The sequence below is a fragment of the Streptomyces sp. NPDC005263 genome (assembly GCF_042872365.1).
In the GTDB taxonomy this organism is placed as follows: Bacteria; Actinomycetota; Actinomycetes; order Streptomycetales; family Streptomycetaceae; genus Streptomyces.
The window spans coordinates 358256-372002 of sequence record NZ_JBIAKJ010000008.1; the positions used below are offsets into that span (position 1 = coordinate 358256).

At 71.4% G+C, this 13747-nt stretch carries 17 protein-coding genes; 9 read left to right on the forward strand and 8 right to left on the reverse strand.

The features are described from left to right. Positions 1 to 34 precede the first annotated feature (34 nt). Complete coding sequence (locus ACFYRY_RS32570) at positions 35 to 1306, forward strand: VWA domain-containing protein (protein WP_389153699.1); 1272 nt, start codon at positions 35 to 37, stop codon at positions 1304 to 1306. Beyond that, the gene (locus tag ACFYRY_RS32575) at positions 1306 to 2151 is read left to right on the forward strand and encodes a hypothetical protein (RefSeq protein WP_389153702.1); all 846 of its coding nucleotides are present in this window, start codon (positions 1306 to 1308) and stop codon (positions 2149 to 2151) included. The genes ACFYRY_RS32570 and ACFYRY_RS32575 overlap by 1 nt, the downstream gene beginning before the upstream one ends. A 130-nt stretch (positions 2152 to 2281) precedes the next feature. On the opposite strand, the gene ACFYRY_RS32580 is transcribed toward ACFYRY_RS32575, so the two are convergent. Beyond that, entirely contained in the window at positions 2282 to 2908 is a 627-nt protein-coding gene (locus tag ACFYRY_RS32580) for a winged helix-turn-helix transcriptional regulator (RefSeq protein WP_389153704.1), read from the reverse strand. A gap of 87 nt (positions 2909 to 2995) precedes the next feature. Here ACFYRY_RS32580 and ACFYRY_RS32585 point away from each other — a divergent pair, with 87 nt between their 5' ends. Genes ACFYRY_RS32585 through ACFYRY_RS32600 form a run of 4 tightly spaced genes read left to right on the forward strand, consistent with a single transcriptional unit; the run spans position 2996 to position 5953 of the window. Continuing rightward, on the forward strand, positions 2996 to 4204 hold the full coding sequence (locus ACFYRY_RS32585; RefSeq protein ID WP_389153707.1) for a pyridoxal phosphate-dependent aminotransferase: 1209 nt from the start codon (positions 2996 to 2998) through the stop codon (positions 4202 to 4204). 21 nt (positions 4205 to 4225) lie between these two features. Beyond that, complete coding sequence (locus tag ACFYRY_RS32590; RefSeq protein ID WP_389153710.1) at positions 4226 to 4825, forward strand: histidine phosphatase family protein; 600 nt, start codon at positions 4226 to 4228, stop codon at positions 4823 to 4825. Between the two features lie 48 nt (positions 4826 to 4873). Continuing rightward, the gene (locus ACFYRY_RS32595) at positions 4874 to 5500 is read left to right on the forward strand and encodes a hypothetical protein (RefSeq protein WP_389153713.1); all 627 of its coding nucleotides are present in this window, start codon (positions 4874 to 4876) and stop codon (positions 5498 to 5500) included. Positions 5501 to 5530: 30 nt separating this feature from the next. After that, on the forward strand, positions 5531 to 5953 hold the full coding sequence (locus ACFYRY_RS32600; protein WP_389153717.1) for an acyl-CoA thioesterase: 423 nt from the start codon (positions 5531 to 5533) through the stop codon (positions 5951 to 5953). Positions 5954 to 5983: 30 nt separating this feature from the next. On the opposite strand, the gene ACFYRY_RS32605 is transcribed toward ACFYRY_RS32600, so the two are convergent. Then, positions 5984 to 6835 carry an NAD(P)H-binding protein gene (locus ACFYRY_RS32605; RefSeq protein WP_389153720.1) on the reverse strand — a complete coding sequence of 284 codons (852 nt, stop codon included), beginning with the start codon at positions 6833 to 6835 and terminating at the stop codon, positions 5984 to 5986. Positions 6836 to 6930: 95 nt separating this feature from the next. On the opposite strand from ACFYRY_RS32605, the gene ACFYRY_RS32610 reads away from it, so the two are divergent. Continuing rightward, entirely contained in the window at positions 6931 to 7734 is an 804-nt protein-coding gene (locus tag ACFYRY_RS32610) for a helix-turn-helix domain-containing protein (protein ID WP_389153723.1), read from the forward strand. A gap of 22 nt (positions 7735 to 7756) precedes the next feature. Here ACFYRY_RS32610 and ACFYRY_RS32615 read toward each other — a convergent pair whose 3' ends face one another. The 6 genes from ACFYRY_RS32615 to ACFYRY_RS32640 form a co-directional block, all read right to left on the reverse strand. After that, the gene (locus tag ACFYRY_RS32615) at positions 7757 to 9136 is read right to left on the reverse strand and encodes an 8-oxoguanine deaminase (RefSeq protein ID WP_389153726.1); all 1380 of its coding nucleotides are present in this window, start codon (positions 9134 to 9136) and stop codon (positions 7757 to 7759) included. An 11-nt stretch (positions 9137 to 9147) separates the two neighbouring features. Next, positions 9148 to 10041: a factor-independent urate hydroxylase gene (gene pucL / locus ACFYRY_RS32620; RefSeq protein ID WP_389153728.1), complete on the reverse strand. Its 894-nt coding sequence runs from the start codon at positions 10039 to 10041 to the stop codon at positions 9148 to 9150. Positions 10042 to 10045: 4 nt separating this feature from the next. Beyond that, a complete protein-coding gene (gene uraH, locus ACFYRY_RS32625; protein WP_389153731.1) occupies positions 10046 to 10450 on the reverse strand; it encodes a hydroxyisourate hydrolase in 405 nt (134 codons plus the stop codon). Between the two features lie 88 nt (positions 10451 to 10538). Beyond that, on the reverse strand, positions 10539 to 11048 hold the full coding sequence (gene uraD, locus ACFYRY_RS32630; protein WP_389153734.1) for a 2-oxo-4-hydroxy-4-carboxy-5-ureidoimidazoline decarboxylase: 510 nt from the start codon (positions 11046 to 11048) through the stop codon (positions 10539 to 10541). 117 nt (positions 11049 to 11165) lie between these two features. Beyond that, positions 11166 to 11534, reverse strand: coding sequence for a helix-turn-helix domain-containing protein (locus ACFYRY_RS32635; RefSeq protein ID WP_389153737.1), 369 nt, complete (start codon positions 11532 to 11534; stop codon positions 11166 to 11168). Continuing rightward, entirely contained in the window at positions 11531 to 11782 is a 252-nt protein-coding gene (locus tag ACFYRY_RS32640; RefSeq protein ID WP_389153740.1) for a hypothetical protein, read from the reverse strand. Before ACFYRY_RS32640 ends, ACFYRY_RS32635 begins: the two co-directional genes overlap by 4 nt. Positions 11783 to 11927: 145 nt before the next feature. Between ACFYRY_RS32640 and ACFYRY_RS32645 the strand changes: the two genes are divergently transcribed. Then, a complete protein-coding gene (locus tag ACFYRY_RS32645; protein ID WP_389153743.1) occupies positions 11928 to 12785 on the forward strand; it encodes a TIM barrel protein in 858 nt (285 codons plus the stop codon). A 44-nt stretch (positions 12786 to 12829) separates the two neighbouring features. After that, positions 12830 to 13723 carry a 2-hydroxy-3-oxopropionate reductase gene (locus tag ACFYRY_RS32650; RefSeq protein ID WP_389153745.1) on the forward strand — a complete coding sequence of 298 codons (894 nt, stop codon included), beginning with the start codon at positions 12830 to 12832 and terminating at the stop codon, positions 13721 to 13723. Positions 13724 to 13747: the final 24 nt, after the last annotated feature.

Consider the following 13747-nt stretch of genomic DNA (forward strand, 5'->3'; position numbering starts at 1 on the left):
GGAGCCCGGCGCCGCCGGTCAATAGGATCCGCCGATGATCACAAGTAAACGGCTGGCGGCGGGAGTGTGCGCCCTGCTCGCCGCCCTGACGGCCGGGATCGCGTTCCCGGTCGCGGCGGCCGCCGACGAGACCACCGCCGACGCGCCGAAGGTCGACCTCGTCCTCGACGTGAGCGGTTCGATGCGAGCGAAGGACATTGACGGCCAGTCGCGGATGGCCGCGGCGAAGCAGGGCTTCAACGAGGTGCTGGACGCCACTCCCGAGGAGGTCCGGCTCGGTATCCGCACGCTGGGCGCCAACTACCCGGGGGACGACCGCAAGACGGGCTGCAAGGACACCGCGCAGCTGTACCCGGTCGGCCCACTGGACCGTACCGAGGCGAAGACGGCGGTGGCGACCCTCACGCCCACCGGCTGGACGCCCATCGGACCCGCCCTGCTGAAGGCGGCCGAGGACCTCGACGGCGGTGAGGGCTCCAAGCGGATCGTGCTGATCACTGACGGCGAGGACACCTGCGCCCCGCTCGACCCGTGCGAGGTGGCCCGCGAGATCGCCGCCAAGGGCATCGGGCTGACCATCGACACGCTCGGCCTGGTGCCGAGCACCAAGCTGAGCCGACAGCTCAGCTGCATCGCCGAGGCGACCGGCGGTACCTACACCTCGGTGGAGCACACGGACCAACTCACCGACCGCGTCAACCAGTTGGTGGACCGGGCGGCCGATCCGGTGGTGACACCGGTGGCGACGCGGGGCGCCGACGCGTGCCCGAAGGCCCCCACCCTCAGGTCGGGCCTGTACACCGACCGCGAGGAGTTCGGCCAGGAGCGCTGGTACCGCGTGGAGGTGCCTGCGGGCCAGGAGCTGCGCGCCTCGGTGAGCGTGGCGGCCGACCGGACCGTCAACCCCGACTACGGGGCGCTGCTGCGGGCCGTCACCGTGCACGGCCGTGAGATCGTGCGCGGCGAGGCCGCGGGCAACGGCCGTACGGACGTCATCTCCACCGGGCTGCGCTACCCGAAACCCGAGCGGGACGACGACGACAGCGACAAGCCGGACACCGAGACGGTGTGCCTCCAGGTGACCAACTCCTTCTCGGCGGCCTCCGGGGTGAAGGTCACGCCGGGCATGCCGCTGGAACTGACCGTCGATGTGGTGGACGGGCCGAGCGACGCGAGCGATGTGGCCTCCTTCGGCCTCGGACGCGGCTGGTGGCTGCTCGGTGTACTGATCCTCACCGGCTTCCTCGCCGGTCTCGTCTGGGGCTGGCTGTCGCGCTGGCGGGTCGCGGTCTGGAGGACCAACTGATGCGAGTCACACGCGCGTTGAGCGCTTCGCTGCTGATGCTCGGGCTGGCCGTGTCTCCGGCGGCAGCCGACTCCTCGCCGTCCCCGAGCGCGTCCGGCGACGGTTCGGCGCCCGCCGCCGCGGGCACCTCGTTCCGTACCGCGACCGAGATCGAGCAGGGCCGGACGGTCACCGCGAACGGATCCGCGGGCGACTACATGTACTGGTCGTTCCCGGCGGACGCGGGCCAGCGCCCCACCGTCGGGGCGAAGGTGAAGCTGCCCGCGGCGCACGCCGCCGAGACCTGGCAGATCGACGTGTACGACGGTCTGCGCCGGCGTCAGTCCTGCCAGTACGGCGCGCAGACGCGCACCGTCGCGGCGGGCACCGCGTCCGTACAACTGACCTGTGTGCTGCGCACGGTCCGCGCCTGGTCGGAGCCGTGGGCGAACGACCCGCTGCCCGGCACGTACTACGTCCGGCTGACGGCCGTCGACCTCACCACGGCCGACCTGGGCCTGACCGTCGACACGGAGCTGCGGGTCGACTCGAAGGACATCGGCGGGTCGGCCGCCGTGGACGGCTCGCTGGCGAAGCCGCTGGTACCGGGCATCGCGGTCGCGTCGGAATCCGACAACTCCGAGTCCGACACGTCCGATTCCGACACGTCCTCCGACGCGGACAGTTCGTCGGACTCCCCCGTGCTGTCCGCGATCGAGCCCGATGACGGCTGGTCCTCCGGCTGGTGGTCCGACCGGTGGGTGTGGACCGCGCTCGGCGGGGTGCTGGCCGCGCTCGCCGGGGTCGGCGGCTACCGGCTGACCCGGGGCACGGGGCGGCCGTCGCGGGTGCCGCCGGGCGCCTGACGGTTCATCGGAGGAGGCCCGTCGCGTGGTGCCGCGGCGGGCCTCTCCCGTGTCCTGCGACCTGTCCATGCGCGGGACACGTCGCCCATCGCCGGACATGAGCCGCCACCTCGTGCAACGTCACGTCACGTCACATGTCCCGCAACGCCTTCGCCAACGTGCCGTCGCCGGTCACCTCGACGCGACCCGCTCGCACCGCCTCGGTCACGCTCAACTCGCCCCGTGCGATCGCCGTGCAGGTGGCCGTGTCCAGCACCAGCCGGGCGTCGGGCTCACCGGGGGCGGGGCCGTCGCCGTACACGGGACCGTCCTCGGCGCCGAGCAGGAGATGGAACTCCCCTTCCTCCAGCCGCACTTCGACGACACCCTCGCCCTCGACGGCACGCAGCAGCGGCAGCGCGAACCAGTGCGCGCGCACCGCGTCGGTGGGCTTCCGCTCTCCCAGCTCGGCCACACCCCAGGCCCCCAGTGCCTGCAGCACCGGCAGCAACTGCCGCCCGCGTGCGGTGAGTTCGTACACCGTGGCCGCACCGGGCGGCGGCAGCCTGCGCCGGGTCGCGAGGCCGTCCCGCTCCATGTCCCTCAGCCGTGAGGCGAGGACGTCCGTGCTCACGCCCGGCAGGTCGGCATGCAGGTCCGTGTAGCGGCGCGGTCCGGCCAGCAGTTCGCGGACGATCAGCAGGGTCCAGCGGTCGCCGACGACGTCGAGCGCCCGGGCCGCGGAACAGTACTGGTCGTAGCTTCGGCGAGGTGACATGCGACGCAGTCTAAACAAGTTGTTGGACTTTCCAAGCTCATGCTTGGTAAAACCAAGCAACACCACGAACCGGAGGGGCGTAAGCGCATGGAGTTCCGGCAGTCGAACAAGCTGAGCGAGGTCTGTTACGAGATCCGCGGCCCGGTGATCGAGCACGCCGACGCACTGGAGGCGGCGGGCCACAGCGTGCTGCGCCTGAACACCGGCAACCCCGCGCTGTTCGGCTTCGAGGCGCCGGAGGAGATCCTCCAGGACATGATCCGCATGCTGCCCCAGGCGCACGGCTACACCGACTCGCGCGGCGTCCTCTCCGCCCGCCGGGCGGTGGCGGGCCGTTACCAGTCGCTGGGTCTGCAGGTCGGCGTCGACGACGTCTTCCTCGGCAACGGCATCTCCGAGCTGATCTCGATGGCCGTACAGGCGCTGGTCGAGGACGGCGACGAAATCCTCATCCCGGCCCCCGACTTTCCCCTCTGGACGGCCGTCACCACCCTCGCGGGCGGCAAGGCGGTGCACTACCTCTGCGACGAGCAGGCCGACTGGTACCCGGACCTGGACGACATGGCGTCCAAGATCACGGACCGCACCAAGGCCGTGGTCATCATCAACCCGAACAATCCCACCGGCGCGGTCTACCCGAAGGAGATCATCGAGGGCATCCTCGACCTCGCCCGCCGGCACGGCCTGATGGTCTTCGCCGACGAGATCTACGACCAGATCCTGTACGACGACGCCGTGCACCACTCGGTCGCCGCGCTCGCCCCCGACCTGGTGGTCCTGACCTTCTGCGGCCTGTCGAAGACGTACCGGGTGGCCGGCTTCCGGTCGGGCTGGCTGGTGGTCACCGGACCGAAGCAGCACGCGAAGAACTACCTGGAGGGCCTGACCATGCTGGCCTCCATGCGGCTGTGCGCCAACGCACCCGCGCAGTACGCCATCCAGGCCGCGCTCGGCGGCCGCCAGTCCATCCACGAACTGACCGCGCCCGGCGGCCGTCTGCACGAACAGCGCACCGTGGCCTGGGAGAAGCTCAACGAGATCCCGGGCGTGTCCTGTGTGAAGCCGAAGGGCTCGCTGTACGCGTTCCCGCGTCTCGACCCCAAGGTCCACAAGATCCACGACGACGAGAAGTTCGTCCTCGACCTGCTGCTGAGGGAGAAGATCCAGGTGGTCCAGGGCACCGGCTTCAACTGGCCGACCCCCGATCACTTCCGCATCCTCACCCTCCCCCACGCGGACGACCTGGAGGCGGCCATCGGGCGGATCGGGCGGTTCCTCGGGGGGTACCGGCAGTGACGCCCTCCTAATCTGGGGCGTATGACTGATCTCTTCCTGGTGCGGCACGGTGAGACCGAGTGGTCGCGGTCGGGCCGGCACACCGGCCGGACGGACGTCCCGCTGACCGAGCAGGGCCGTGCCGAGGCGCGGCGGCTGGTTCCGCTGATCCGGTCGCACCGGATCAGGGCCGCCCTCGTCAGCCCGCTGCGGCGGGCCAGGGAGACCGCGGAGCTGATCGGGCTGCCCGACGCGCGGGTCGACACCGACCTCGTCGAGTGGGACTACGGCGGCTACGAAGGGGTCACGACCGCCGAGATCCAGCGCACCCGACCGGACTGGTTCCTGTTCACGGACGGGGTCGCACCCGGGCCGCCGGACCGCCCCGGGGAGAGCCCGGAGCAGGTCGGCGAGCGTGCCGACCGCGTACTGGCCACGGCGGACGCGGCCGCCGCCGACACCGAGGGCGCGGTCGTCCTGGTGGCGCACGGGCACTTCCTGCGCGTCCTCACCGCCCGGCGGCTGGGGCTGTCCGCGGCGCACGGCGCGCTGTTCCAACTGGCGACGGGAACGCTGGGCCGCCTGGGCACGGAACACGGGCGGCCGGTGATCGCCGAGTGGAATGTCAGACCCGGCTCGTAGTCTCGGACACAGGTGGGCCCACGCCCCCGAGCCGGGAGGGAGCAGGCCGTGACACGACCGCCGACCGCCGCGCAACGGCGTGTCATCGACGGCGCCGATCCCGTCACCGGGCGCCTGCGGGGCACTCCGGCGCAGCTGGCGGCCCTGGTGAAGCACGGGCTCGCCTTCCGGCACCCGCGTCCGCCACACGACCACTTCCTGACGCCGGCCGGGCACCGGATACGGGAGGCGGTGCCCGAGGCTCCCGAGCCGCCGACGCCCCCGGCATCGGATGTCTTCACCGCCCGCGTCGGCGGCGAGGAGGAACCGCCGGGGCACTCCCCCGCCCGCGTCCGCGAGGTGCACAGCGCCTGGCAGGGCCTGCTGGAGCTGCGCCGGATGACCAACCCGGACGGCGCCACCGACCGGCCGTGCGGCTGGGAGCGCGCCCATCTCGTGCAGGCCGCCGCACTCGCCCTGGAGGCGGCCGGACACCGCCCCGCCGGGCCGGACGACGACGGCTACCGGGTGCGCGCCACCCCGCAGCCGGAGGCCGTCGCCGTGCGGGAGTCCGACCCCGAGGCGCTGCGCGGGTGCGCGGCCACCCTGGAGGCGGCGGGCTGGCAGGCCGGCGAGTACACGGAACCCCGCACGAGGGCTCGATATCTACTGGCGTCGCCACGCCGGACGAGATGAGCATGCCAAGATCGAGAGAAAGGGGAAGTCATGACCGAGCCGTTCTCCGTCCCCGTGACCGTCCGCGGCTACGAGACCGACGTCCAGGGGCATCTCAACCAGGCCGTCTACCTCAACTACGCGGAGCACGCCCGCTGGTCCCTGCTTCAGGCGGCGGGAATCAGCCAGTCCCGCCTCACCGGCAAGGGCGTCGGCCCGGTCGCCCTGGAGACCACCATCCGCTATCACCGGGAGCTGCTCGCCGGCGACGAGGTCGAGGTGACCTGCGCCTTCGAATGGGGTGAGGGCAAGACGTTCCGCATCCGGCAGGCGATCCGCAAGTCCGACGGCACGGTGGCGGCCGAGGTCACGGCGGTCGGCGGCCTGCTGGATCTGGAACAGCGCAGACTGGTGGCGGACCCGCGGCAGTACTTCAAGGAACTCGCCGCGGATCCGGCCGTGTTCGGGCTCTGACCGACCACGGACCGACCGCCACCACCGGCCTCACTCCGACACGAACGCCCCTCTGTGGTCCTCGGCCCACTCCCGGTACGTTCGCGCCGGTCGGCCCAGCACCTCCCGTACGTCCTCGGTGACAACGGCGTTGCCGCCCGCACGGACGAAGGCGGTGCCGCCCAGGACGCCCTCCGCCTGCGCCTCGTCGAGGCCCCAGGTACGCAGGAACTCGCGTGTCTCGTCCGGCGTGAGGTCGTGCGTGGTGACCGGGCGGCCGAGGACCGCGGCGAGCACGGCGGCCTGGCCGGGAACGCTGATCGTCTCCGGGCCGGTCAGCGTGTACGTCCGTCCCGAGTGCCGCTCCTCGACGAGGGCCCGCACCGCCACTTCGGACACGTCCCGCGGGTCGATCACCCCCTGCAGCCCGTCCCCGGTCATGTTCGGCACCGGCTCGCCCGCTCCGATCGGTCGCGCCCAGCTCAGCGTGTTGGAGGCGAAGGAGGAGGGGCGCAGCACCGTCCACTCGGCCCCGCTGTCCCGAAGGGCACGCTCCCCGGCGAGGTGCCAGGTGCCGGACGGGCCCACCCCGGGATCGCCGGTCGCGATCGCGGAGAGCTTCACCAGCCTGCGCACTCCCGCCGCCCCGGCCGCGGCCACCAGGTCCTGGTCGTGCCGCGTGTCCGGACCCGGCACCCCCACCAGGAACGCGGCCGTCGCCCCGGACATCGCCGCGTCCAGCGAGCCCTGGTCGAGGTAGTCCCCGCGCACCACCTCCACCCCGGCCGGCACCTGTGCCCGCGCCGGATCACGGGTCAGCGCGCGCACCTTCTCCCCACGCGCCGCGAGTTGTCGTACGACGTCACTTCCGATGGTGCCCGTGGCACCCGTCACCAGGATCATGTCTCCACGGTGGCGGGGCGCGGGCCTTTGGCTCTAGGAAATACCGGCACGGTTGCGCGGCCCGCGCTGGCGGGCCGTGCGCTTACCGTGGGAGGGTGACCGACGCCCTCGCCGAGCGCCCCCTGACCGTCCCCGACGCGCTGCACCCCTGGATCTCCGGTATCGAATCGGTGGCCGTCCGCGGGGAGTTGCCGGATTCCTTCACCCATGTTCCGGACACCGCGACCCAGTTGGTCGTACGGATGGAGGAGGACGGCCGCCGTGACGCGCTCGTCGTCGGCCCGCGCGCCCGTGCCTCGTACCACGCGGACGCCGATCGGCGAGTGCGGTCCTGTGTGCGACTGCGGCTGGGGCCGGGGACGGTGCGGCCCTTGCTCGGCACCCCGGCGGTCGACCTCGTCGGGCAGGTCCTGCCCCTGGGCACCCTGCCGGCCAGCACGGCTCGGCAACTCGCCGAAGAGCTGCTGGAGTTGACCGCGGAAGAGCTGCCGGCACATCTGGCGCGCGCCCTGCCCGGCCGGCTCGCCCCGGCCGTCGACCGCTCGCGGACCCTGCTGCTGCGGGCCGCCGTGGATGCCCTCTCGACCCGGCCCGGACGCGTTCCCGCGCAGGTCAAGGACGTGGCGCGCGATCTCGCGGTCAGCGAGCGGCAGCTACGCAACCTCTTCGCCGAGGGTGTCGGCCTCTCCCCCAAGCACTACGCCCGCATCGACCGCGTACGGCACGTGCTGACGCACGCGGAGAGCGCCCCGTGGGCCCAACTCGCCGCCGCCACCGGTTACTACGACCAGTCGCACATGACGTCGGACTTCCGCACCCTGATGGGCGTGCCGCCGCGTTCGTTCTTCACGGGGCGCCTCCCACGGCCGCGGCCCTGTCAGGCGTTCGACCGGCGCTGAAGACGGCGGCCGTCGGAGGTGTTCAGCCCCGCCCGGCGATCCGTGCGAGCCGCTGGGCCTCCGCCCGTGTGGAACGCGCGATCGCGTCCTCGTCGGCGGTGCGGAGCCGTCCGTTCTCCACGATCTGGTGGCCGTTGACGAACGACGCCGTGACCGGCGCCGCCGCGCCGAAGACCAGCGCGGTCACCGGGTCGGCGATGGAGGCGTGGGCGAGGGTGTCGAGTTTCCAGAGGACCAGGTCGGCGAGCTTGCCCGGTTCCAGGGAGCCGATCTCGCGTGCGCGGCCCAGGACTTGGGCACCGCCGAACGTGCCGAGGCGCAGGGCCTGACGGGCGTTCAGGGCGGCCTCGCGATGGGCGCCGAGGCGGTTGACGAGGAGCGCGTTGCGCAGTTCGGTGTGGAGTTCGCCGGACTCGTTGGATGCCGTGCCGTCGACGCCGAGGCCGACGGGGATGCCGGCCTTCAGCATGTCGGGGACGCGGGCGATGCCGGCGGCGAGGCGGGCGTTGGAGGAGGGGCAGTGGGCGACACCCGTCCCCGTACGGGCGAAGGCGTCGATGTCGGAGTCGTTCATGTGGACGCAGTGCGCCATCCACACGTCCTCGCCGAGCCAGCCGGTGGACTCGAAGTAGTCGGTCGGGCCCATCCCGAACTGCTGGTGGCAGAACGCCTCCTCCTCGACCGTCTCCGAGCCGTGGGTGTGCAGCCTCACGCCGAGACGGCGGGCCAACTCGGCGCCCTGCTTGAGCAGTTCGGTGGAGACGGAGAAGGGTGAGCAGGGCGCGACGGCCACCTGGGTCATCGCGTCGAAGGCGGTGTCGTGGTGCTCCTTGACGGTCTCCTCGGTCGCGGCGAGGGCGCCGTCGAGGGTCTCGACGGCGAAGTCCGGGGGCAGGCCGCCGTCCTTCTCGCCGAGGTCCATGGAACCGCGGGCGAGGGTGAAGCGGACACCCATCTCGCGGGCGGCGCGGATGATGGCGCCGGAGAGGTCGCCGGAGCCCCGCGGGAAGACGTAGTGGTGGTCCATGGCGGTGGTGACACCGCCGCGCGCCATCATCGCGAGCGAGCCCTCGGCGGCCGCCCGCACCATCGGTTCGTCGATGCGTGCCCAGGTCGGGTAGAGCGCGACGAGCCAGTCGAAGAGGTTGTGGTCGGTGGCCAGGCCCCGGGTGATCCACTGGTAGAAGTGGTGGTGGGTGTTGACCAGGCCGGGGGTGACCAGGTGTCCGGTGGCGTCGATACGGCGGTCGACGTTCTCCAGGCCCTCGGGGGCCCTGCCCGCGCCGAGCGACTCGATGCGGTTGCCGGCGAGGACGACGTACCCGCTCGCGTGCGTGGTGTCGTCGGCGTCGACGGTGGCGATCGCGGCGTTCTCGATCACGGTGCGGCGGTCTGCTGTCATGAGTTCGTCCTTCAGAGGTTGGTGAGGTCCGCCGGGATCTTCGCCTCGCAGCCGTCCCGCAGGACGGTGGCCTCGATCAGGCCGTACGGGCGGTCCGCGGCCACATACACCTCGTTGTCGTTCGTGAGCCCGAACGGCTCCAGGTCCACCAGGAAGTGATGCTTGTTCGGGAGGGAGAAGCGGACCTCGTCGATCTCGTCGCGGTGGTCGATGATGCGCGAACCCATCTGGTACAGGGTCTGCTGGAGCGACAGCGAGTACGTCTCCGCGAAGGCCTCCAGCATGTGCCTCTTCACCTGCTCGTAGGACTGGTCCCAGTCGGGCGTCGAGTGCCCGTCGTCGGTCCAGTTGAAGCGCCAGCGGCCGGAGACGTCGGTGGCGAGGATACGGTCGTACGCCTCGGGAAGGGTCGTGTACCTGTCCTTGGCGTAGCCCGAGAACTCCGAGTCGGTCGAGTTCATGACGGTCAGGTCCTTGAGCCCGGAGACGACCTCCCACCGGGAGCCGTCGTAGGTGACCTGGGTGAGCCGGGTCTCCCGGCCCGTGCGGACGAAGGAGTGCGCGCCCTCGCCGGAGTGCTCGATGCGCTCCCAGCCGTACTCCTCGACGCGGATACGGGCCGTTCGGATCGGCTCCTGCGAGGTCACGAAGTGGCGGGCGAGGTGGATGCCGAACTGCTCGGCGGACTCGATGCCGTACTGCTTGGCGAACGCGTACACGGTGTTCTTGGTGGTGTCGGTCGGCAGGACGGTGGCGTTCGAGCCCGAGTAGTGGACCTCGTCCATGTCGCCGGAGAGCGACACGGAGACGTTCAGGTCCTTGATGTGGTGGGTGGCGCCGTCCCGCGTGATCCTGACGACTCGGTTCTCGGCCTTGCCGTACTGGTTCGGTCCCAGAATGGGCATGGAGCTAGCTCCCTCGGTATACGGAGTAGCCGAACGGGCTGAGCAGCAGCGGCACGTGGTAGTGCTCGCCCGGCACGACGGCGAACGTGATCGCCACCTCCGGGAAGAACACCCCGGCACCGCCGTCCCGATGCGCGGGGGCGTCCTGCTGCGCCTCGGCTTGCTTGTTCGCGGATGTCTCCCAGTACGGCTCCACCGCGAAGTCGAGCCGTACGTGTGCGGTGCCCTCGGGCAGCGCCGGCAGGTCCTTGCACCGTCCGTCCGCGTCCGTCGCGGAGCCGCCGAGCGCCTGCCAGGGCGCGTCGGGCCCGGAGCGTGCGGCGAGCCGGACGGCGACGCCCGCGGCGGGGCGGCCGGCGCTGGTGTCGAGGATGTGGGTCGACACCGAGGCGGTGGTGCTGGTGCTCATGGTCACATGTCCCCTTCGGTCGTCGACGTCGGACATCTTCAGCCCTCGTCAGTCCTCGTCGGCCCTCGTCGGCCCTTGTCGGCCCTTGTCAGTCCTCGTCGACCAGGCGGGCGAGGCGGATACGGTTGATCTTGCCCAGTTCGGTGCGGACGATCTCCCGCTCCCGCTCCGGCGGGTTCCCGATCCGTTCCTTGACCGCGTCCCGCATCTGTTCGCCGGTCCGTCCGGTGGCGCAGATCAGGAAGACATGGCCGAACCGGTCCTGGTAGGCCAGGTTCAGGTCGAGCATCTCCGCTCTGAGCTCCTCGGAGGCGTCGGCCATGCCGCGCTGTTCGCGCGTCGAGGTGGGGTCGCCGGGCTCGGGGCGGCCGATCGGCGGGTGCCCGGCCATCGCCTCCGCGAGGTCCTCGGGGGTCAGTTCGGCCGTCGCCGTGTCGCCGGCGGCGTAGAGGCTGCCGGTGTCGGCGTACGGGCGGGCGGCGAGCAGCCGCGTCACCCATGCCGTGGACGCGCACACCTCGTGGAGTTCGGCGGAGGCGGCGTGCTCCTCCAGGGCGTTGAACCTGGCCAGGCCCGGGGGCGTGGAAGTCGACGTCACGGGAGCCTCCGTGGCCGCGAAGGGCCTTCGTGCTGAACGGGCTGGGGCCAGCTAACGCCCCTCCACGCCATCACGTCAACACTTTGTTGAAAATTTGGCCCAAGGCCCGGGCTCCGCTCAGCCCTCTTTTTCGCGGTTCAGGTAGTTGTAGACCGTGAAGCGGCTCACCCCGAGCGCGCCCGCGACGGTTTCCACACCGTGCCGCACCGAGAAGGCGCCCCGCGCCTCGAGCATCCGGACGACCTCCTGCTTGGCCTTGCGGTCCAGGTCCGCCAGGGGTTTGCCCTTCTTGCGCTCCAGGGCGGCCAGGATGTGGTCCAGGGAGTCCGCGAGCTGCGGCAGCCGTACGGCGACGACCTCCGCCCCCTCCCAGGAGAGCACGACGTCGTCCGGGCCCGCCTCGTCCGGCGCGAGGATCTCGCCGCCCATGGCGTCGACCAGCGGCTTCACGGCCCCGATGAAGGACTCACCCCCGGCGCCGGTCACTCGGCACCCTCTCCGATCACGTTGAGCTGGAGGGAGATGCGGGTGGCACCGGACTCCAGGGTCCGGCGGAGCAGCGCGTCCACGGCGGCGAGCACGGCGTCGGCGCCCCCCTCGGCCGTGTTGCCGAAAGGGCCGACGTCCACCGCGTCGAGCTCGGCCGCCTCGACGACCTGGCGGGCCACCACCGCGTGCGTGGGCGCCTCATCGAGGTCGAAGGGCTCCGTCGTGAACTCCACTCGCAATCGCACGCGCTCAACCTAACCCGCGGTCGCGCTTTCCGCCCCGGCCCTCTTGACAAGCTCTTACGCCGGGCGGCAATCTTCCATTAAGCAGAAATGAATTTCCGTATTACGGAAAAATGGAAAGAGTCAAGGGAAGGGAGCGTCAGGGCCGATGCCAGGATCCCCATCGAGCACAGCCGCAGCGCAGCGCTTCAACGTCAACCTGTCGATCCTCTTCACGGAACTCCCGCTCCTGGAGCGTCCCGCGGCCGCCGCGGCGGCCGGTTTCACCGCGGTCGAGCTGTGGTGGCCCTGGGTCGACTCCCCCGTCCCCGAACGGTCCGAGCTCGACGCTCTGAAGAGGGCGATCGAGGACGCGGGCGTCCAGCTCACCGGCCTGAACTTCTACGCCGGTCAGCTGCCCGGGCCGGACCGGGGCTCCCTGTCGGTCCCGGGCGCGGAGGCGCAGCGGTTCCGGGCCAACGTCGACGTGGTCGCCGAATTCGCCGAGTCGCTGGGCTGCGAGGCGCTCAACGCCCTCTACGGCAACCGTGTCGACGGCGTGGATCCGGCCGAGCAGGACACGCTCGCGCTGGAGAACCTGACTCTCGCGGCCCGGGCGGCGCGAACCATCGGCGCGACCCTGCTGATCGAGGCCCTCAACAAGCCCGAGTCGCCGAGGTACCCGCTGGTCAGCGCCTCCGCCGCCGTGGAGATCGTCGACCGGGTCAACGAGGCCACAGGGCTCGGCAACGCACGCTTCCTGATGGACCTGTACCACCTGTCGATGAACGGCGAGGACCTGCCGTCGGTGATCGACCGGTACGCGTCGAAGACCGGCCATGTGCAGATCGCCGACAACCCCGGACGCGGAGCGCCGGGCACCGGATCACTGCCCCTCGCAGACCTCCTCGGCCGCCTCGGGAAGGCGGGTTATCAGGGCTGGGTCGGCCTGGAGTACAAGCCGGGCGACCGGCCGAGCGCGGCGGCGTTCGACTGGCTGCCCGCCGAGGCCCGAGCCGCGCGCTGAGCGCCACCCCACCGACGTAGCGACGCAGGCAGAGAGGCACCGGCATGTCCACGAACCTCCCCAAGATCGCCTGGATAGGCCTCGGCATCATGGGCTCCCCCATGTCCGAGAACCTGATCAAGGCGGGTTACGACGTCACCGGCTTCACCCTGGAACAGGACAAGCTCGACCGACTGGCCGCCGCCGGCGGCAGCGCGGCCGGCTCGATCGCCGACGCCGTGCGGGACGCCGACGTGGTGATCACGATGGTGCCCGCCTCCCCGCAGGTCGAGGCCATCGCCTACGGTCCTGACGGCATCCTGGAGCACGCGCGCTCCGGTGCCCTGCTGATCGACATGTCGTCGATCACCCCGCAGACCTCCGTGGACCTGGCGAAGGCGGCACGGGCGAAGGGCATCCGCGTGCTGGACGCCCCCGTGTCCGGCGGTGAGGCCGGTGCGGTCGAGGCCGTGCTGTCCATCATGGTCGGCGGCGAGCAGGCCGACTTCGACGAGGCCGAGCCGATCTTCGAGGCCCTGGGCAGGACCGTCGTGCTGTGCGGTCCGCACGGCTCGGGCCAGACCGTGAAGGCCGCCAACCAGCTGATCGTCGCCGTGAACATCCAGGCGTGCGCCGAGGCCGTGGTCTTCCTGGAGAAGTCGGGCGTGGATCTGACGGCGGCCCTCGACGTCCTGAACGGCGGGCTGGCGGGCTCCACGGTGCTGGCGCGCAAGAAGGACAACTTCCTCAACCGTGACTTCAAGCCGGGCTTCCGTATCGACCTGCACCACAAGGACATGGGCATCGTCACGGACGCCGCCCGCGACGTCGGCGCGGCCCTGCCGGTCGGTGCCGTGGTCGCCCAGCTGGTCGCGAGCCTGCGGACACAGGGCGACGGCGGCCTCGACCACTCGGCGCTCCTGCGGGCGGTGGAGCGCCTGTCCGGCGCCCGGATCTGACCCCGCCCAGGCACGCCGGGGTGC

Excerpts from the sequence above, each read along its gene's own strand:
- uraH (WP_389153731.1), bottom strand. The coding sequence starts at position 10,450 with ATGAGCACCAGCACCACCGCCTCGGTGTCGACCCACATCCTCGACACC.
- ACFYRY_RS32645 (WP_389153743.1), top strand. The coding sequence starts at position 11,928 with ATGCCAGGATCCCCATCGAGCACAGCCGCAGCGCAGCGCTTCAACGTC.
- ACFYRY_RS32650 (WP_389153745.1), top strand. The coding sequence starts at position 12,830 with ATGTCCACGAACCTCCCCAAGATCGCCTGGATAGGCCTCGGCATCATG.
- pucL (WP_389153728.1), bottom strand. The coding sequence starts at position 10,041 with ATGCCCATTCTGGGACCGAACCAGTACGGCAAGGCCGAGAACCGAGTC.
- ACFYRY_RS32600 (WP_389153717.1), top strand. The coding sequence starts at position 5,531 with ATGACCGAGCCGTTCTCCGTCCCCGTGACCGTCCGCGGCTACGAGACC.
- ACFYRY_RS32605 (WP_389153720.1), bottom strand. The coding sequence starts at position 6,835 with ATGATCCTGGTGACGGGTGCCACGGGCACCATCGGAAGTGACGTCGTA.
- ACFYRY_RS32570 (WP_389153699.1), top strand. The coding sequence starts at position 35 with ATGATCACAAGTAAACGGCTGGCGGCGGGAGTGTGCGCCCTGCTCGCC.
- ACFYRY_RS32585 (WP_389153707.1), top strand. The coding sequence starts at position 2,996 with ATGGAGTTCCGGCAGTCGAACAAGCTGAGCGAGGTCTGTTACGAGATC.
- ACFYRY_RS32590 (WP_389153710.1), top strand. The coding sequence starts at position 4,226 with ATGACTGATCTCTTCCTGGTGCGGCACGGTGAGACCGAGTGGTCGCGG.
- ACFYRY_RS32615 (WP_389153726.1), bottom strand. The coding sequence starts at position 9,136 with ATGACAGCAGACCGCCGCACCGTGATCGAGAACGCCGCGATCGCCACC.
- ACFYRY_RS32575 (WP_389153702.1), top strand. The coding sequence starts at position 1,306 with ATGCGAGTCACACGCGCGTTGAGCGCTTCGCTGCTGATGCTCGGGCTG.
- ACFYRY_RS32580 (WP_389153704.1), bottom strand. The coding sequence starts at position 2,908 with ATGTCACCTCGCCGAAGCTACGACCAGTACTGTTCCGCGGCCCGGGCG.